The organism is Pseudomonas sivasensis (assembly GCF_021391435.1).
In the GTDB taxonomy this organism is placed as follows: Bacteria; Pseudomonadota; Gammaproteobacteria; order Pseudomonadales; family Pseudomonadaceae; genus Aquipseudomonas; species Aquipseudomonas sivasensis.
In genome coordinates, this window is sequence record NZ_CP090029.1 from 3,992,237 (window position 1) to 4,011,432 (window position 19,196).

Genomic DNA, 19,196 nt, shown 5'->3' on the forward strand with positions numbered 1-19,196 from the left:
CGCGGTGAAGCCGGTGCGCCTCGGGGATTTGTCGGTGGGCTTCGTGCACACCCTGGCCGACGCGATCCACAGCCACGGCCTGGACCCGCAACCGCTCTTGCTGCAATACGGCCTAGACCCGGCGCGCCTCGCCGAAGCTGGCGCGCGCTTGTCGATCCCGCGCTATATGCGCCTGGGCCATGCGGCCATTCAACTGACCGGCGACCCCGGCCTGGGCTTGCGCATGGGGCAACTCAGCCGCTTGAGCCAAGCGGGACTGGCTGGTGTCACCGCCGCACAGGCGCCTAACGTACGCGAAGCCGCTCGCACCCTGACGCGCTTTGAGCCGCTGTATGGTGCCAACTATCGCGGGCAATCGAGTTTTCATGAGGATGCCGAAGGCGCCTGGCTGCGTTTCTATTCCATCAGCCCCTACAACGCCTACAACCGTTTTGTGGTGGACTCGATCATTTCCAGCTGGTTGCATCAGCTCGCCAACCTGGCTCAACAACCGTTGCTGGCGCAACGAATCGACATCGAGTTCGATGCCCCCGAGTACAGCGAGCAGTACAGCCTATTGGGCGCCAACCAGGTCCACTTCGGTGCCGAGGCCAACCAGTTGCGCCTGAGCCAATCCACCCTGGCAATGCGTAACCCGCAGCATTGCCCAAGTACCTGGCAGCTCTTGCTGCAATTGTGTGAAAGGGAGTTGGAGCAGTTGACCCGCACCCGCAGTTTGCGCGAGCGCATTACCCGGTTGCTCGGGCCGATGCTCAACGGCGGCCGGGAACCCGACCTGGAAGAAGTGGCGGCACGCTTGAAGCTGCCGACCTGGACATTGCGCCGTAAACTGGCCGAAGAAGGCACTCAATTCCGCGCGATTCTCAACGATACCCGCCGCGACCTGGCCATGACCTACATTCGCGATACGGAACTGGCGTTCGGCGAGATCGCCTACTTGCTCGGCTTTGCCTCAGCCCAAGCCTTTCAACGGGCATTCAAGCGATGGAACAACCAGACCCCAGGGGAATTTCGCCGCAGTCAGCGGCATTCCGCCTGAAGTCGGTCTTACAGCTCGGTGGCGTCGTCGGCCGGATCCAGCGGATCGAATTCAAAGGCCTGGTACTCCAGCAGTTCTTCCTGGTAATCGTCCATCATGGACTCCTTCTTGACGTTAAAAGTGGCTGCAGATAAATGACCTGCATCACCAGCCTAAAGTGCCGTCATGACGAAAAAATGTCTGCGCCATGATGTTCCTGCACTTCAAGATTAAACGTAGCAGCGTTATGCGGATTTAGCGCCAGGGCTTTGAAGCGCGATTGCAATCAGCTACGCACTGAAATGGACGGCAATGCATTCCATTGTGGGAGGGGGCTTGCACCCTCGCACATGAGATCTGCATCAGGTTTCAGCTTTGCGTCGGCCACGGGTTTGAACACCCGCCTCCACCGCCATCCCGGCGGTACGCTCCAACGCCTCGGCAAACGCCCGGCGCTGCTCCGGTTCGATCTGCGACAGGAACAACTCGTCCACCGTACTTTCGTAGATCTTCCACATTTTTTTACGCAACGCCCGGCCGGTATCGGTGATCGACGCAAATGCCGCGCGGCCATCGCCGTCGGAGCGTGAACGCAGCACCAGGCCCTCCTTTTCCAGGCGGTCTACCAGGCGCGTGAGGTTATAGCGCTCAATGGCCAACACATCGGCCAACTCGTGCATGCGGCGGGTGCCTTCGGGGCCGCTTTCTAGACCCCACAGTGCGTCGTACCAGGCGTAAGGGGGCAAGTCGGCGGCCGCCAGGCGGCGCTCGATTTCACGGATGACCGTCCTGTGGGCCCTGACAAAACGGAACCATACATCGGGCTCTTTCGACGACATGCAACACCATCCGGTGGATTTCAAGAAGGTTGCAATAGTAGCTCATCCCGCGCTAGATTCGGCCATGTAGTTGCAATTGCAACAACATTGACGACGTTCCCACAAGGAGCCCGCCACTTGAAATCTGCCGACCCTGGAGCCTCACATGACCCCGAACAACGCAGTCAGACGCGACGTCGATCCACAGGAAACCCGCGAGTGGCTGGAGTCCATCGAATCGGTGCTGTCCACCGAAGGCCGCCCGCGCGCCCATTACCTGATCGATCAGTTGCTGGATTTCGACGTGGCGCGGCATGGCGACTTCTATGGGCGGGTGACCACGCCTTACGTCAACACGATCTCGGTGGATCGCCAGTTGCCCTACCCCGGCAACCTGGCCATCGAACGCCGCACCAATGCGTTTATCCGCTGGAACGCCATGGCCATGGTATTGCGTGCAGGCAAACACTCCGGTGTGGGTGGGCATATCGCCACTTATGCGTCAGCCGCTGTGCTTTACGACGTCGGCTTCGACCACTTCTTCCGTGGCCGCACCGACCGCTTCGACGGCGACCTGGTGTACATCCAGGGGCATTCCTCGCCTGGCATTTACGGCCGCGCCTACCTCGAAGGCCGCATCAGCGAAGCACAACTGGATAACTTCCGCCGTGAAGCCGGTGGTGAGGGCATTTCGTCCTACCCCCACCCACGACTAATGCCGGACTTCTGGCAATTTCCTACGGTGTCCATGGGACTGGGGCCGATCACGGCGGCCTATCAGGCGCGTTTTATGCGCTACCTGGAGTTTCGTGACCTCAAGCAACACCAGGGCCGTAAGGTCTGGGCATTCCTGGGTGATGGCGAAATGGACCAGCCGGAATCCCTGGCCGCCATTTCCCTGGCCGGACGCGAGAAACTCGACAACCTGATCTTCGTGGTCAACTGCAACCTGCAACGCCTGGACGGCCCGGTACGCGGCAACGCCAAGGTGATCCAGGAATTCGAAAGCCTGTACCGCGCCGCCGGCTGGAATGTGATCAAAGTGATCTGGGGTGGTGGCTGGGATGCACTGCTGGAAAAAGACACAAGCGGCCTGCTGCGCCAACGCATGATGGAATGCGTGGACGGTGACTATCAGAACTACAAATCCCAGAACGGCGCCTACGTGCGCGAACACTTCTTCGGCAAATACCCGGAGTTGCTGGCACTGGTTGCGGACCTGTCCGACGACGACATCTGGAAACTCTCACGGGGAGGCCATGACCCGGACAAGGTCTACAACGCCTATGCCGCCGCCGTGCGTCACAGTGGCCAACCGACGGTGATCCTGGCAAAAACCGTCAAGGGCTTTGGTATGGGCGAAGCCGGCGAAGGCCAGAACATTAACCACCAACTGAAAAAGATGGGTGCCGACGCCGTCAAGGCCTTCCGCGACCGCTTCGGCCTGGAAGTGCCCGATGAGCAACTTGCTGAAATTCCTTACCTCAAGCCCATAGCCGATAGCGAAGAAGCCCGTTACTTCGCTGCACGTCGCCAGGCCTTGGGCGGCTATGTGCCCGCGCGCCACACTGCGGTCGAATCGCTGCAGATCCCCGAACTGAGCGCCTTCGCCACTCAGCTCAAGGACACTGGCGAGCGCGCGATTTCCACCACCATGGCCTTCGTGCGCATCCTCGGCACGCTGCTGAAAGACCCGCACATGGGCAAGCTGATCGTGCCCATCGTGCCGGACGAATCACGCACCTTCGGCATGGAGAGCCTGTTCCGTCAGATCGGCATCCACTCCGCCGTCGGCCAACTCTACACCCCACAGGACTCCGGACAACTGAGCTACTACAAGGAGAGCAAGGACGGACAGATCATGCAGGAAGGCCTGAATGAGTCAGGCGCCATTTCCTCATGGATCGCGGCGAGTACGTCCTACAGCAACCACGGCCTGATGACCGTGCCGTTCTATATCTTCTATTCGATGTTCGGTTTCCAGCGCGTCGGCGACCTGGCTTGGGCGGCGGGCGATGCGCGCGCGTGGTTTCTTGCTGGGCGCCACGGCCGGGCGTACCACGCTGATGGGCGAAGGCTTGCAGCATGACGACGGTCATAGCCATATCCTCTCGTCGGTGATTCCGTGCTGCATCTCTTATGACCCGACCTTTGCCTACGAACTGGCGGTGATTATTCGCGAGGGCATGCGGCGCATGTACGTTGAGCAAGAGGACATTTACTACTACATCACCCTGCTCAACGAAAACTACCCGCACCCGGCGATGCCCGAAGGCGTGGAAGGCGGCATTCTCAAAGGTATGTACAGGCTCAGCGCCAACCCTGAGGCGCAAGTGCAACTGATGGGCAGTGGTTCGATCCTGCGAGAAGTGATCGCCGCCGCTGAACTGCTGGCCACCGACTTCGGTGTGCACGGCGACGTGTGGAGCGTGACCAGCCTCACCGAGTTGCGCCGTGACGGGCATGCGGCCGAACGCTGGAACCTGCTGCACCCGGAAAGCGAGCCTCGCGTGAGTTACGCAGAGCAATGCCTGGCCGGGCACACGGGGCCAGTGGTGGTGGCGACGGATTACGTGAAACTGTTCGCCGATCAGCTTCGTCCGTTCGTGCCGGGCCGTCGCTTTGTCGCGCTGGGCACTGATGGCTTCGGGCAATCAGACACCCGGGAAGCCTTGCGTGAGTTCTTTGAGGTGGATCGCCACTTCATCGCCCTGGCCGCCGTGAAGGCGCTGGCGGATGACGGCATGATCGGTCGCGACAAGGTCAGTGAAGCGATCAAACGCTACGGGATCAACGTCGACAAGGTGAATCCCGTAGCGGTCTGAACTACTGCGCAGGCGTTGGCAGGGGCGGAATCGCTTCTGTCGGCGCCGGCAGGTCCGGCGTGGTCGTGGCGGGTACGGGCTCGGCCTGCGGGGCAATCGGTGCGGCTTCAGGCGCAGGCACAACCGGCTCCGAAGCAGCTGGTACGGCAGGCTCTTCCTTCGGCGCCTCGACTTTCTCCGCCGCGGGTGCGGCCTTCGGCTCCGGCACACCGAGGTCCGCCTTTGGCTGCTCGGGGATATGCTCAGCCTTCTTCACTTCCTGGGGCAGGAAGACGTCCACCAACGCAAAGTAGCGATCGTAGAACTTCGGCGCGGACACCGTTTCACTCGCCACCTTCACCATCGAGTCATCGGTGGAGCCAATCGGCATCGACACCGACCCCAGCACGCCTACACCGAGGCTAGCGGAGTTGTTGACCTTCTTCAGCGCATAGCGATCCTGAAGGGCGTTGGCAAACATCGTCGAGTGCTTTTTACCTTTGCCGTCATCGGCACACACCACGTTGAAGCTGATCTGCAGGTGAGTTTCGCCGGTCTGCTGGAAACTCTTGTTACCCACGACCAGTTTCGGGTCGCTGCTGGTGATGATGTAGCCCTGGCTCAGCAAGGCACGCCGCGCGGCCTCGCACGCTGCTACATCGCTAACGGGGTAATCCCGGGAAAACGTACCGGAGTCGTCGAAGTTCTCATGTTCATAAATAGCGGTCTTGGGTGACGAGCAGCCCGCGGCGCCCGCCAGCACCAGCGCCAGCCCGAGGCTACGCAAGTGGAATGATGTTGACATTGAAGATCCTGAGGAAAACGGTCTGGGCGGTATTGTGCAACAGAACGAGGCCTTGGCGCGCGCATTCCTGTCGGTAAAACGTCACAGGGTTACGCACCGGGGCCTGCAGGGAAAAGCCCGGCGCACATATGGTCAATAAACACGCGTACCTTGGTCGAAGTATGGCGACCGGGCCACAACATCCAGAAACTGCCCCGGTGTTCCAAGTAATCATCCAACACCCGTTGCAAGCGCCCCTCGCCCACGGCCTGGTTGACCATGTAGTCCGGCAGGCAGGCAATGCCCAAACCCTCGAGCACCACGTGGTTCAGAGACTCAATGGTGGTACTGACCAACGGCGTACGTAACAGCGGTTCCGCAGCATCCGGGGCAAGACGCAACGGCCAGGGCTCGAGCTTGCCCGTGGCGCAGAACTTGTGGCGCAGGCAGGCGTGGCCATTCAGGTCCTGCGGTTGCTGCGGGGTGCCGTGTTGGGCGAAGTATCCCGGTGTGGCGACGAGCACCAACTGGTAGTGACCCAGGTGGCGCGCCATCAACCGCGAATCTTCCGGCTTGCCCGTGCGAATCACCGCATCGAAACCTTCCTCGATCACGTCCACCATACGGTCAGAGAAATCCACATCCAACTCGATATCCGGATAGACGCGCATAAAGTCACTGAGTACTGGCATCAACAAGCCCCGCACCTGCGGCACACTGATGCGCAGCTTGCCCCGTGGGGTTGCACCGGCGTCTGTCAGTTCCTGCTCGGCTGCTTCCACCTCAGCGAGAATCCGCCGCGACCGTTCAAGGAACAGCGAGCCTTCACTGGTCAAGGTGATACTGCGCGTGCTGCGGTGAAACAGCCGCACGCCCAGGCGCTCTTCCATCCGCGCAATGCTTTTGCCTACAGCCGACGACGACACCCCCAGCACACGGCCGGCGGCGGTGAAGCTGAGCGTCTGCGCCACCTGCACGAACACAGAAAGGCTGCCCAAGCTGTCCATGATCCCGCCTTCAGCGATTGCGGACACTTACGTCCGATAAGTTCGGAACCTTAGCCTGTTTTTCCGTCAACCACAGCCCCCTACTCTGCCTGCTTGCCCTTTTACCTGGATAAAACGTCATGAGCAGCAGCACTTCACTCACCGCATCAGCCCAGCGGGATTCATTACCGCTGGGCGGTCTACTGGCCCTGGCCAGCGCCGGCTTTATCACCATCCTCACCGAAGCCATGCCCGCCGGATTACTACCCCAGGTAGGCGAAGGCCTAGGCGTGTCGCCCGCCCTGGTCGGTCAACTGGTCACGGTCTATGCCCTTGGCTCGTTGCTGGCAGCCATCCCCCTGACGCTGCTGACCCGCGGCTTGCGCAGACGACCATTACTGCTGATGGCCATCGGCGGCTTTGCCTTGGTCAACAGCGTAACCGCGCTGTCCAGCCACTACGGGCTGACCCTCGTAGCGCGCTTTTTTGCCGGGGTCTTCGCCGGGCTGCTTTGGGCGTTGCTAGCGGGTTATGCGAGCCGAATGGTGGCGCCACACCTGCAAGGTCGCGCCATTGCCGTGGCCATGCTGGGTGCACCGCTGGCGCTGTCACTGGGTGTGCCTGCGGGCACCTTCCTCGGCACCGCCGTTGGCTGGCGCCTGAGTTTTGCAATCATGACCGGGCTGACCTTGGTGTTACTGGCCTGGGCACGCTGGCAACTGCCGGATTTTGCCGGCGAACGGGCGGATAAACGCCTGGGGCTGCGCCAGGTGCTGAACCTGCCAGGAATTCGTCCGGTGCTGTGGGTAACGTTTACCTACGTGCTGGCCCACAACATTCTCTACACCTACATTGCCCCGTTGCTGGTGCCCGCCGGGATCGATGCGGATATTGACCGAGTGCTGCTGGTGTTTGGCCTCTCGGCGGTGCTGAGCATCTGGTTGGCAGGTGTGTTGATTGACCGGTGGCTGCGCGCCTTACTATTAATCAGTTGTGCGCTGTTTGGCCTGATCGCCCTGGCGCTGGCGTTCTGGATCAACGTGCCGGCAGTCATCTATACCGCCGTGGCGTTATGGGGCCTGGCGTTCGGCGGCCTGCCGGCGCTGTTGCAAACCGCACTGGCCCAATCGGCGGGCGAGTCGGCGGATACCGCACAATCAATGCTGGTGACCGTGTGGAACCTGGGGATAGCCGGTGGCGGGCTGGCGGGTGGCGTGTTGCTTCAGGGCTGGGGCGTCGCGGGCTTTCCATGGGCCGTTATGCTACTGATGCTACTGGCCTGGGCCGGCGCATCACAGACGGCGCCCCAGCAGTTGGCCCGGCCAGCCCGCCAAGTCGAATGTTGAAATGCGCTCGTAGCCACAGGACTCATAAAAACGCACCAGATCCCCTCTCCCGCCGCCGTAGCAGTCCACACGCAAACGCGTGACGCCTACTGCCCGGGCCTGGTCATCGGCAAAGGCCATCATGCGCCGCCCAAGGCCGCGAACACGCGGGTCACGCGCGGCAATCAACAGGCGCACATACACCTCGGGCTCAGTCGCCAACGGTACATAAGGCATGGGATCGCCCAAAACCAGCGCTCCACGGATACGCCCTGCGGGATCCTCTACCACCCACGCCCCGGGCAACGCGCAGGCTTCAGCCACTTGCGCGACCCGCCGGGGCAACGCCGACCAGGGCTCGGTGCCCCACTGATGGGTATTGCCTATGCCAACGAACCATGCAATCACCTCGTCGAACACCTGGAGCACGGCAGAAACATCCGCCACACGGGCGCGGCGGATCAGCAAGCCGTCCATTCCTTGAATCAACATGCATGGAACTCCTGGGTCGACGATACCGAGCACCCAGTCTAGCGCACATAAAAAAGCCCCCGGTCTTTTCAGGCCGGGGGCTTCTTGTTCAAACCAACATCAGTACTTCTTGATATCAGCCTTGGTTTCCAACTGCTTGCGGTACGCTGCGAAGTCCTGCTGGCCGACACGGGAAGCGAGGAAGCGGCGGTATTGGGCCTTTTCTTCTTCCGATGGGGCTGCAGCTTCATTCACGCCGTTCAAGCGCACGATCGCCAGGCTACCGTCAGCCAGGGTCACGGTGGTGAAGGTCGGCTTGTCCTTGACCGCAGGCTTAGGCATGCGGAACAGGGCTTGCAATACGGCTGGATCGATCGCTTCCTGGCTACGAGTAGCCGCTTCAGTGACTTTCCACGCCTGACCGTCGACCGGCTGGTTCAGCGGTGTCTTGCCATCACGCAGGCTGGCGATCAGCTCGTCAGCGTGAGTCTTGGCAGCCGCGCTGGCGCGCTCCTTGGCCATCTGCGTGCGGATTGCCGCAGCAACGCTTTCCAGCGGCAGTTGCGCAGGTTTGCGGTGCTCTTTGGCACGCAGCACGATGATGGTTTCCGGGTCCAGCTCAATGGCGGTGCTGTTGGCACCTTCATCCAGCACTTCCGGGCTGAACGCAGCGGTGACCACGGCACGGTTGGCCGCGACACCGTCACCACCTTCACGGCCAAACGGTGCGGAGGTGTGCACGGTCAGCTTCAGGTCAGAGGCAGGCTGAGCCAAATCAGAAGCTTCGAATGCCGCATCTTCCAATTGCTTGGTCGCTTCGACAAAACGCTGCTCTACCTGCTGGGCCTTGAGCTCACGGGTCAGTTTGTCTTTCAGGCTGGCGAACGTCGGCACTTGCGGTGCTTCAACGCCCAACAACTTGATCAAGTGCCAACCGAAGGCGCTGCGCACCGGCGTCGAGACCTGGTCCTGTTTCAACGCATACAGGGCCGTTTCGAAGTCCGGATCGTAGACGCCAGGGCCAGCGAAGCCGAGGTCACCGCCGTTGTTGGCAGAGCCAGGATCCTGGGAAAACTCCTTGGCCAGGGCTTCGAACTTCTCACCTTTGGCCAGGCGTGCCTGGATTTCTTCGATCTTAGCCTTGGCTTGCGCGTCGGAAACCTTGTCGTTGACTTCAATCAGGATGTGCGCCGCGCGACGCTGTTCAGCGAGGTTGGCGGTTTCTTTCTGATAGGCCGCCTGCAGCTCATCGTCCTTGACGTTGACCTGGTCGAAGAAAGAAGACTTCTTCAATTCCAGATAGTCGATGACCACCTGGTCCGGGGTCATAAACTCTTTGGCGTGCTGTTCGTAGTAAGCCTTGACCTCTTCGTCGGTGAGCTTCACCGCCGCAGGGTTGGCCTTGATGTTGACGGTGGCGAAATCGCGAGTCTGTTTTTCCAGACGGGCGAATGCGAGCACTTCGGCATCGGTGACAAAGCCGCTACCGGCAATGCCTGCGCGAACCTGACCGATCAGCATTTCCTGGGTCATCATCTGACGGAACTGCAGACGGCTGTAGCCCAACTGACGGATCACCTGGTCAAAGCGTTCGGCGTTGAACTTGCCGTCAACCTGGAATTCCGGCGTTTGCAGGATCACCTGGTCCAATGCAGCTTCAGAGAACCCGAACTTGGAATCGGCAGCACCTTGCAGCAACAGCTTGCGGTCGATCAGGCCTTTGAGAGCCGCCTCGCGCAGCAGTTTTTCGTCGAGGAGCGAAGCGTCGAAATCCTTGCCCAACTGTTGCATCAGCTGTCGACGTTGCATGTCGACGGCCTGGCTCAGCTCGGTCTGGGTGATTTCTTCACCGTTGACCTTGGCCACGTCCTGCTTGTTAGTACCCGAAGCCTGGAAAATGGCTTCGATACCGGTGAACGCCATCAATGCGACGATGATCCCGATAATGGTCTTGGCAATCCAGCCTTGTGAATTGTCCCTGATATTTTGCAGCATGCGTCCCCCAGAAACGGTTGAACTTCAAAAATTGGCAACCGTGGAGCGTGGGTAGAATCCGGATAGAAGAAAGGCGCATCCGAGGATGCGCCTTCTCGTAACTGGCGGAGCGGACGGGGGGTTGAACTTGCACCCCCGGCGTGGCGACCCAATGGATACGTGGGTCAGCTACCGCTCCGCTGCCAGGCCAGACCTGCGTCCGACCCGGGTAGCAAAGGCTTGAACGAAGCTTAGTTAACGGCTTCTTTCAGGGCTTTACCGGCTTTGAAACCTGGTTTTTTGGCAGCAGCGATTTGCAGTGCTTTGCCAGTCTGTGGGTTGCGGCCAGTGCGAGCTGGGCGGTCAGTCACAGAGAACGTACCGAAGCCTACCAGTACCACGGAGTCGCCGGCCTTCAGAGCGCCAGTGACGGATTCGATTACTGCATCCAGCGCACGGCCAGCAGCAGCTTTCGGGATATCAGCGGATGCAGCAATAGCATCAATCAGTTCCGACTTGTTCACTCTAAGTCCCCTTATATATCTATTGAGTATGATTCTAAGTTTTTTGGTAAACAGCAAAAACCAGTGCTGAATGGCCTACAGACACTTAAGAGCCGCTTTATAACAAGGGCTCTAAAAAGCTGTCAAGGAAGCCTCCAGGCTTATTCACATTAATGCGTGCTAATTCTTTCCTTGGAATCAGACTCTCGTTTTTCATCCTTGGCAACTATCTCCGGAGCCACATCCGGCAAGGGCTCTGGCGCGTATTGCAGCGCAATTTGCAGGACCTCGTCAATCCATTTAACCGGTTTAATCTGAAGATCCTGCTTGATGTTGTCAGGAATTTCCTTCAAGTCGCGAACATTCTCTTCAGGGATGATCACTGTTTTGATACCACCCCGGTGTGCTGCAAGCAATTTCTCTTTCAGACCACCGATGGCCAATACCTGACCACGCAGGGTGATTTCCCCAGTCATGGCAACGTCGGCACGCACCGGGATGCCGGTCAATGCAGACACCAAGGCCGTGCACATGCCTACGCCAGCGCTAGGGCCATCTTTAGGCGTAGCACCTTCCGGCATATGGATGTGAGTGTCATGCTTCTCGTGGAAGTCCAGGGGGATCCCCAGGCTTCTGGCGCGACTGCGCACCACGGTCTGCGCGGCAGTGATGGATTCAACCATCACGTCACCCAGGGAACCGGTCTTGATCAGCTGGCCTTTGCCTGGAATCACAGCAGCCTCGATGGTCAGCAATTCCCCGCCCACCTGGGTCCACGCCAAGCCAGTCACCTGACCGACTTGATCCTGCTGCTCGGCCAGGCCGTAGCGGAATTTCTTCACACCCAGGAAGTGCTCCAAGGAGTCGGCCACCACCTTCACGGAGAAGCGTTTTTCCAGCGCATGCTCTTTGACTGCCTTGCGGCAAATCTTCGCGATCTGGCGCTCAAGGCCCCGCACACCGGCCTCGCGGGTGTAGTAACGCACGATGTCGCGGATCGCTTCGATGTCAAATTCGATCTCGCCCTTCTTCAGGCCATTCGCCGAAATTTGCTTGGGCGCGAGGTACTTGACCGCAATGTTGATCTTCTCGTCCTCGGTGTAACCCGGTAGACGAATCACCTCCATCCGATCCAGCAAGGCCGGCGGGATGTTCATGGAGTTGGAAGTGCAGAGGAACATTACGTCAGACAAGTCGTAGTCGACTTCTAGGTAATGGTCGTTGAAATTATGGTTTTGCTCAGGGTCGAGCACTTCCAGCAACGCCGATGCCGGGTCGCCACGCATGTCGCTGCCCATTTTGTCGATTTCATCAAGCAGGAACAGCGGGTTGCGCACACCCACCTTTGTCATCTTTTGAATCAATCTTCCTGGCATCGAACCGATGTAAGTTCGGCGATGACCACGAATTTCCGCCTCATCACGCACACCGCCGAGCGCCATGCGCACGAATTTGCGGTTAGTCGCACTGGCAATCGATTCGGCGAGAGAGGTTTTACCAACACCTGGAGGGCCGACCAGGCACAACACCGGACCACGAATTTTCTTCACGCGCTTTTGCACGGCGAGGTATTCGAGAATCCGCTCTTTGACTTCTTCGAGGCCATAGTGATCGGCGTCGAGAATTTCCTCGGCACGTGTCAGGTCCAAACGCACTTTGGTCTGGGCCTTCCACGGCACTTGCACCAGCCAGTCGATATACGAGCGCACTACGGTCGCTTCAGCGGACATCGGCGACATCTGCTTGAGCTTGTTCAGCTCGGCATTAGCTTTGGTAAGAGCGTCTTTCGGCAGGCCTGCGGCATCAATGCGCTTTTTCAGCTCTTCGATTTCGTTGTGGCCCTCCTCGCTGTCGCCAAGTTCTTTCTGAATGGCCTTCATCTGCTCATTCAGGTAGTACTCGCGCTGGCTGCGCTCCATTTGTTTCTTCACGCGACCACGAATGCGCTTCTCAACCTGCAACAGGTCGATTTCGGCATCCAGCAACGCTAGGACATGTTCAACACGGGCCGACAGGTCGATGATTTCGAGGATGTCTTGCTTCTGCTCGATCTTCAGCGCCATGTGTGCGGCCATGGTGTCGACCAGACGGCTTGGCTCATCAATGCTATTGAGGGAAGACAGGACCTCAGCCGGGACTTTTTTGCCCAACTGCACATACTGCTCGAACTGCGAGAGCAGGCTGCGTACAAAAACTTCGGATTCGCGCTCAGGGGCTTCGACTTCGTCGATCAGCGCCACTTCGGCGCGCAGGTGACCATCCACCTCCATGAAACGCTCTACAGCACCTCGTTGCTCGCCTTCTACCAGCACCTTGACGGTGCCATCAGGCAGTTTGAGCAGTTGCAGGACAGTAGCAATTGTACCGACGCGATACAGGGCGTCTTCGCCTGGATCATCATCGGTAGGATTTCTCTGGGCCAACAGCAGGATCTGCTTGTCGCCCGTCATCGCTGCCTCAAGGGCTTCGATAGACTTCTCGCGCCCCACGAACAGCGGGATAACCATGTGCGGATAAACGACGACATCACGCAACGGCAGGAGAGGCAATTCAATGGTTGTCTTCATGATTTCGCCTCTATGACAGTTGAAAAATAAGCTTGAAACCAAGATGGGGGCTGCATGCAAAAAAAACAAGCTTATTGCCAGCAGTTAAACGCAGTAAACGCTTCAAGATGAAAGTCGCACAAAAAACAAAGGGGCCCTAGGGGCCCCTTGTTTGTACCGAAACTGCGAAACGCTTACGCGTCTGGCGCAGCTTTGGCAGTCGGCTCACTGTTCTCGTAGATATACAGCGGCTTGGACTTACCTTCTATAACGCTTTCGTCGATCACCACTTTACTCACCTCAGACTGCGAGGGAATTTCGTACATGGTGTCGAGCAACACGCCTTCAAGGATAGAACGCAGACCACGTGCACCGGTCTTGCGCTCCAGCGCCCGCTTGGCTACCGACTTGAGGGCATCAGTACGGAACTCAAGGTCCACACCTTCCATCTCAAACAGCTTGGCGTACTGCTTGGTCAGGGCATTTTTCGGCTCGGTGAGGATCTGAATCAGAGCAGCCTCATCCAACTCGTCCAATGTGGCCAGGACCGGCAAACGGCCAACGAATTCCGGGATCAGACCGAACTTGACCAGATCGTCAGGCTCAACCTCACGCAGGGACTCGCCCACCTTCTTGCCTTCTTCCTTGCTGCGCACTTCTGCACTGAAACCGATACCGCCCCGGGTGGAACGTTGCTGAATAACTTTTTCCAGCCCAGAGAACGCACCGCCACAGATGAACAGGATGTTACGCGTATCAACCTGAAGGAATTCCTGCTGCGGGTGCTTGCGGCCGCCTTGTGGCGGTACGGAAGCAACCGTGCCTTCAATCAGCTTCAACAGAGCCTGCTGCACGCCCTCACCAGAAACGTCCCGGGTGATCGACGGGTTGTCAGACTTGCGCGAGATCTTGTCGATTTCGTCGATATAGACAATACCCATCTGGGCCTTCTCTACGTCGTAATCGCACTTCTGCAGCAGTTTCTGAATGATGTTCTCGACGTCCTCACCCACGTAGCCAGCCTCAGTGAGGGTGGTAGCGTCGGCGATGGTGAACGGAACATTCAGCAGACGAGCGAGGGTTTCTGCAAGCAGGGTTTTACCCGAGCCTGTAGGACCGATCAGCAAGATGTTGCTCTTGCCGAGTTCGACTTCGTCGCCTTTCTTGTCACGCTGGTTCAGACGCTTGTAGTGGTTGTACACCGCTACGGCCAGAACCTTCTTTGCACGCTCTTGACCAATCACATATTGATCAAGGATGCCGCTGATTTCTTTAGGCGAAGGCAGTTTATGCGCGCTGCTCTCGGCCTGTGCTTCCTGCACCTCCTCGCGGATGATGTCATTGCACAGGTCGACGCACTCGTCGCAGATAAACACCGAGGGGCCGGCAATCAACTTGCGTACTTCATGCTGGCTTTTGCCACAGAAGGAGCAATAGAGCAGCTTGCCGTTGTCCTCGCCGTTGCGGGTGTCAGTCCTTCGTTCGATCCAAATCCGATAGGCTTGCAACACAAGATGAAGGCTTATGCGGGCTTTTTCAAGCCCGCCGATGATCGGACACGCCGACCAGCCCTATTTTGAGCGGCTTATATTAAGCGGGGCGCTTTTCGATCACTGCATCGATCAACCCGTATTCACGTGCGGCTTCGGCGCTCATGAAGTTGTCGCGGTTGGTGTCGCGCTCGATTTCTTCCAGCGTGTGCCCGCTGTGCTTGGCCATCAGCGTGTTAAGACGTTCGCGGATGAAGAGGATTTCCTTAGCGTGGATTTCGATGTCCGACGCTTGGCCCTGGAAACCGCCCAGTGGCTGGTGAATCATCACGCGCGAGTTCGGCAGGCAGTAACGCTTGCCCTCGGCACCCGCCGTCAGCAGGAACGCGCCCATGCTGCAGGCCTGGCCAATGCAGGTCGTCGAGACGTTAGGCTTGATGAACTGCATGGTGTCGTAGATCGACATACCTGCCGTCACCGAACCGCCCGGCGAGTTAATGTAGAGATGGATGTCCTTGTCCGGATTTTCCGCTTCAAGGAACAGCAGCTGCGCACAGATCAGGTTGGCCATGTAGTCCTCTACCGGGCCCACCAGAAAGATCACTCGCTCCTTGAGCAGGCGCGAGTAGATGTCGTAGGCGCGCTCGCCACGAGCAGACTGCTCGACAACCATCGGGACCAAGCCGCCTGCGGCCTGGATATCAGAGTTCTGCTGAATATAGGAATTACGGAACATGCTCTGCAGTTACTCCCAAATAGTCATGTCTTGAAAACGCACAAGCCAGCGCGAGGCTGGCTTATGGTTGAATTTCCAACGAGTTGGACAATCAGTCGGCTTGTGCTGCTTCCGCCGGCTTGACTGCTTCTTCGTAAGAGACCGCTTTATCGGTCACCTTAGCCTTCTGCAGAACAGTATCCACAACTTGTTCTTCCAGCACAACCGAACGCACTTCGTTCAGTTGCTGGTCGTTCTTGTAGTACCAAGCCACAACCTGCTCAGGCTCCTGGTAGGCCGAAGCCATTTCCTGGATCATTTCGCGAACGCGATCTTCATCAGGCTTGAGGTCGAACTGCTTGACCACTTCAGCCACGACCAAACCCAGCACAACGCGACGCTTGGCTTGCTCTTCGAACAGCTCGGCAGGCAGTTGGTCAGGCTTGATATTGCCACCAAACTGCTGAACCGCTTGAACGCGCAGGCGATCCACTTCATTGGACAGCAAAGCCTTAGGCACTTCGATCGGGTTGGCAGCCAGCAGACCGTCCATGACCTGATTCTTAACCTTGGACTTGATGGCCTGGCGCAGCTCGCGCTCCATGTTCTTGCGAACTTCGGTGCGGAAGCCTTCGATGCCGGTTTCCTTGATACCAAACTGATTGAAGAACTCTTCGTTCAGCTCTGGCAGCTTAGGCTCGGAAACGCTGTTGACGGTCACGGTGAACTCGGCAGCTTTGCCAGCCAAGTCCAGATTTTGGTAGTCAGCAGGGAAAGTCAGGTTCAAAACACGCTCTTCGCCGGCTTTGGCGCCAACCAGGCCGTCTTCGAAACCAGGAATCATGCGGTTGGAGCCGAGTACCAATTGGGTACCCTTGGCAGAGCCACCAGCGAACACTTCGCCGTCAACCTTGCCAACGAAATCGATGTTCAGCTGATCTTCGTTCTGGGCGGCACGATCGGCCACTTCGAAACGAGTGTTCTGCTTGCGCAGGATTTCCAGCATGTTGTCCAGGTCGGAATCAGCGACGTCAGCGCTCAGGCGCTCGATTTCGATACCGTCGAAACCAGCGACTTCGAACTCTGGGAACACTTCGAATACGGCAACATATTCCAGGTCCTTGCCAGCTTCCAGGGACTTAGGCTCGATCGAAGGCGAGCCAGCTGGGTTCAGCTTTTGCTCAACAACGGCTTCGTAGAAGGAAGCCTGGATCACGTCACCTACAGCTTCTTGACGCGCATCAGCACCAAAACGGCGCTTGATTTCGCTCATCGGCACTTTGCCTGGACGGAAACCAGCGATCTTGGCCTTTTGGGCAGTCTGCTGCAGACGCTTGTTGACCGCAGTCTCGATACGCTCTGCCGGCACGGTGATGCTCAGGCGGCGCTCAAGAGCAGTAGTATTTTCAACAGAAACTTGCATGAATATTCCTCGTTGCACAGACGTTAGCCGGCCGTTTCCGACCCCAGAATCAAGGGCATGCATTCTAGAGGGTCAAACTCAAGAAGTCACCCTACTGGAAACGGGTAAAAAAACAGCAGGCCATTTGTAGGTTCAAGTGCACGCGTGCACCTCATCCCGTTAGCAAATACAGCTCATCACGCCAGGGCTCTGCGCCAACCCTTCTATATATAGAAGGACCAGGAACGCAGCCCCCGGCAGCCAGCCTTGCGAGCAAGACCGGCGACAGGGAAGCAGCATCGAGAAACACAAATACGATGAAGCGCCCCGCCCTTGAAACTCGAAACGCTTAAACGAAAACGGCACAGCCCTTTTCAGGTACTGCGCCGTTATCGCTATTTAATAGCGGTACTGACCTCTCTATAGACGAGCATCAGTCCTACACGTTCAAAACCGGCAACGATTCTAACGCCAAGGCATTGAGAATGCTTGCTTTTTTGACAACCATAATCTCTAGGCGCCTCGCACTACTCGACCGCAACCGCCCACAGAAACAAGACCCGGCTTTTTCCAGATGCAAAAAAAAGCGCCAGATCATTGATCTGGCGCTTTTTCAAAATATGGGGTGGACGAAGGGGATCGAACCCTCGACAACGGGAGTCACAATCCCGTGCTCTACCAACTGAGCTACGCCCACCATATTGCATTAACAAAGAACTCGAACATCTTCTTTGTTGACCCCACCCAGCCTGACGGCTTGGCGAAGCTTTAATTGGTGCGGATGAAGAGACTCGAACTCTTACGCCTCGCGGCGCTGGAACCTAAATCCAGTGTGTCTACCAATTCCACCACATCCGCGTTTGAAGCTCTTAAAGCAAAGGCGCCAGACGATTAATCTGGCGCCTTTTCAAAATATGGGGTGGACGAAGGGGATCGAACCCTCGACAACGGGAGTCACAATCCCGTGCTCTACCAACTGAGCTACGCCCACCATATAGCGCTACTTGTGCCAAAGCTGCCTAATGGCGCACCCGGCAGGACTCGAACCTGCGACCATCCGCTTAGAAGGCGGATGCTCTATCCAGCTGAGCTACGGGCGCCTTATTAATCTGTACTCTTGGAGGATTACAAACTAAGTGCTTCCAGCCTTGCAGTACAACAATTCTGCTCGACCTTCTTAACCAGTGCTAGGCTGTGCCCGACAAGTGCGACGAATAGTATAGAGGGCCCGGAAACCCGTCAAATCTTTTTTGAAAAAAATTCATTTTATTTAAGGGGTTAGGCCAATTTGCAGACCAAGCGCCTTTGCCCTCACGCCGTGGCGTGCGAGAATGCGCGCACTTTTCCTCCCCCTCTCGATGGTTAATCACGCGTAATGACTGCACAACTTATCGACGGCAAATCAATCGCCGCCAGCCTGCGCCAGCAGATCGCCAAACGAGTCACCGAGCGCAGCCAGCAAGGCCTGCGCACGCCTGGCCTCGCGGTGATCCTGGTCGGCAGCGATCCTGCCTCTCAGGTTTATGTCTCGCACAAGCGTAAAGACTGTGAAGAGGTCGGCTTTATATCCAAGGCCTATGACCTGCCTGCCGCCACCACCCAAGAGGCACTCACCGATCTGATCGACGGCCTCAACGACAACCCTGCGATCGACGGCATCCTCCTGCAACTGCCACTGCCCGAGCACTTGGACGCGTCCAAGCTGCTGGAGCGAATCCGCCCGGACAAAGACGTCGACGGCTTCCATCCTTACAATGTCGGCCGCCTGGCCCAGCGCATCCCCCTGCTGCGCCCGTGCACGCCAAAAGGCATCATGACCCTGCTGGAAAGTACCGGTGTCGATCTGTACGGCCTTGATGCAGTTGTGGTCGGCGCGTCCAACATTGTCGGTCGCCCGATGGCCATGGAGCTGCTGCTGGCCGGCTGCACCGTGACCGTTACCCACCGCTTCACCAAGGACCTGGCAGGCCACGTTGGTCGTGCCGACCTCGTTGTCGTAGCCGCCGGCAAGCCGGGCCTGGTCAAAGGTGAGTGGATCAAGGAAGGCGCCATCGTTATCGACGTGGGCATCAACCGTCAGGAAGACGGCAAGCTGGTAGGCGATGTGGTGTACGACACTGCCCTGCCCCGCGCTGGCTGGATCACCCCGGTGCCAGGCGGCGTCGGCCCGATGACCCGCGCTTGCCTGCTGGAGAACACCCTGTACGCCGCAGAGACCCTGCACGGTTAATAACCAGTCGTACTGAAAAAGCCCTGCCTTATCGCAGGGCTTTTTATTGCCCGAAAAAAACCTGTTTTTTCTTAGTTTTTAAGCACTTTCGTCTGGTTTTAGAAGAACATTCGACACTCCATCGTCCATA

General features: G+C 58.0%; 13 protein-coding genes, 4 tRNA genes and 1 pseudogene. 4 read left to right on the forward strand and 14 right to left on the reverse strand.

Annotated elements, in window-relative coordinates:
* The first annotated feature begins 4 nt into the window (after window positions 1–4).
* On the forward strand, window positions 5–1,039 hold the full coding sequence (locus tag LRO94_RS17870; RefSeq protein WP_032889894.1) for an AraC family transcriptional regulator: 1,035 nt from the start codon (window positions 5–7) through the stop codon (window positions 1,037–1,039).
* Between the two features lie 341 nt (window positions 1,040–1,380).
* Here the strand turns inward: LRO94_RS17870 and LRO94_RS17875 are convergent, their stop codons facing one another.
* A complete protein-coding gene (locus LRO94_RS17875) occupies window positions 1,381–1,857 on the reverse strand; it encodes a MarR family winged helix-turn-helix transcriptional regulator (protein ID WP_095184389.1) in 477 nt (158 codons plus the stop codon).
* Between the two features lie 145 nt (window positions 1,858–2,002).
* On the opposite strand from LRO94_RS17875, the pseudogene aceE reads away from it, so the two are divergent.
* Window positions 2,003–4,661, forward strand: a pseudogene (gene aceE / locus LRO94_RS17880) (pyruvate dehydrogenase (acetyl-transferring), homodimeric type).
* A 1-nt stretch (window position 4,662) separates the two neighbouring features.
* On the opposite strand, the gene LRO94_RS17885 reads toward aceE, so the two are convergent.
* Both LRO94_RS17885 and LRO94_RS17890 read right to left on the reverse strand, forming a co-directional pair.
* Window positions 4,663–5,445 carry a DUF2242 domain-containing protein gene (locus tag LRO94_RS17885; protein WP_122756707.1) on the reverse strand — a complete coding sequence of 261 codons (783 nt, stop codon included), beginning with the start codon at window positions 5,443–5,445 and terminating at the stop codon, window positions 4,663–4,665.
* An 89-nt stretch (window positions 5,446–5,534) separates the two neighbouring features.
* Window positions 5,535–6,431, reverse strand: a complete 897-nt coding sequence (locus LRO94_RS17890) for a LysR family transcriptional regulator (protein WP_095184386.1) — start codon at window positions 6,429–6,431, stop codon at window positions 5,535–5,537.
* Window positions 6,432–6,550: 119 nt separating this feature from the next.
* Between LRO94_RS17890 and LRO94_RS17895 the strand changes: the two genes are divergently transcribed.
* Complete coding sequence (locus LRO94_RS17895) at window positions 6,551–7,756, forward strand: MFS transporter (protein ID WP_179178760.1); 1,206 nt, start codon at window positions 6,551–6,553, stop codon at window positions 7,754–7,756.
* Here LRO94_RS17895 and LRO94_RS17900 read toward each other — a convergent pair.
* The 11 genes from LRO94_RS17900 to LRO94_RS17950 form a co-directional block, all read right to left on the reverse strand.
* Window positions 7,703–8,227: a GNAT family N-acetyltransferase gene (locus LRO94_RS17900; protein ID WP_179178759.1), complete on the reverse strand. Its 525-nt coding sequence runs from the start codon at window positions 8,225–8,227 to the stop codon at window positions 7,703–7,705. The genes LRO94_RS17895 and LRO94_RS17900 overlap by 54 nt on opposite strands.
* Window positions 8,228–8,326: 99 nt before the next feature.
* Window positions 8,327–10,201, reverse strand: a complete 1,875-nt coding sequence (locus tag LRO94_RS17905) for a SurA N-terminal domain-containing protein (RefSeq protein ID WP_179178758.1) — start codon at window positions 10,199–10,201, stop codon at window positions 8,327–8,329.
* 230 nt (window positions 10,202–10,431) lie between these two features.
* Window positions 10,432–10,704, reverse strand: coding sequence for an HU family DNA-binding protein (locus LRO94_RS17910; protein ID WP_003174819.1), 273 nt, complete (start codon window positions 10,702–10,704; stop codon window positions 10,432–10,434).
* Between the two features lie 149 nt (window positions 10,705–10,853).
* Complete coding sequence (gene lon / locus LRO94_RS17915; RefSeq protein WP_179178757.1) at window positions 10,854–13,250, reverse strand: endopeptidase La; 2,397 nt, start codon at window positions 13,248–13,250, stop codon at window positions 10,854–10,856.
* Window positions 13,251–13,423: 173 nt separating this feature from the next.
* Window positions 13,424–14,716, reverse strand: a complete 1,293-nt coding sequence (clpX, locus tag LRO94_RS17920; RefSeq protein ID WP_179180059.1) for an ATP-dependent Clp protease ATP-binding subunit ClpX — start codon at window positions 14,714–14,716, stop codon at window positions 13,424–13,426.
* A 103-nt stretch (window positions 14,717–14,819) separates the two neighbouring features.
* On the reverse strand, window positions 14,820–15,455 hold the full coding sequence (gene clpP / locus LRO94_RS17925; protein ID WP_003174822.1) for an ATP-dependent Clp endopeptidase proteolytic subunit ClpP: 636 nt from the start codon (window positions 15,453–15,455) through the stop codon (window positions 14,820–14,822).
* 91 nt (window positions 15,456–15,546) lie between these two features.
* Window positions 15,547–16,857, reverse strand: coding sequence for a trigger factor (gene tig / locus LRO94_RS17930; RefSeq protein ID WP_032889911.1), 1,311 nt, complete (start codon window positions 16,855–16,857; stop codon window positions 15,547–15,549).
* Between the two features lie 600 nt (window positions 16,858–17,457).
* Window positions 17,458–17,533 (reverse strand) — tRNA-His (locus LRO94_RS17935).
* A 76-nt stretch (window positions 17,534–17,609) separates the two neighbouring features.
* Window positions 17,610–17,694: transfer RNA gene (locus LRO94_RS17940), tRNA-Leu, on the reverse strand.
* A 57-nt stretch (window positions 17,695–17,751) separates the two neighbouring features.
* Window positions 17,752–17,827: transfer RNA gene (locus LRO94_RS17945), tRNA-His, on the reverse strand.
* A gap of 32 nt (window positions 17,828–17,859) precedes the next feature.
* Window positions 17,860–17,936: transfer RNA gene (locus LRO94_RS17950), tRNA-Arg, on the reverse strand.
* 275 nt (window positions 17,937–18,211) lie between these two features.
* On the opposite strand from LRO94_RS17950, the gene folD reads away from it, so the two are divergent.
* Complete coding sequence (gene folD, locus LRO94_RS17955; RefSeq protein WP_032889913.1) at window positions 18,212–19,066, forward strand: bifunctional methylenetetrahydrofolate dehydrogenase/methenyltetrahydrofolate cyclohydrolase FolD; 855 nt, start codon at window positions 18,212–18,214, stop codon at window positions 19,064–19,066.
* The last annotated feature ends 130 nt before the right edge of the window (window positions 19,067–19,196 follow it).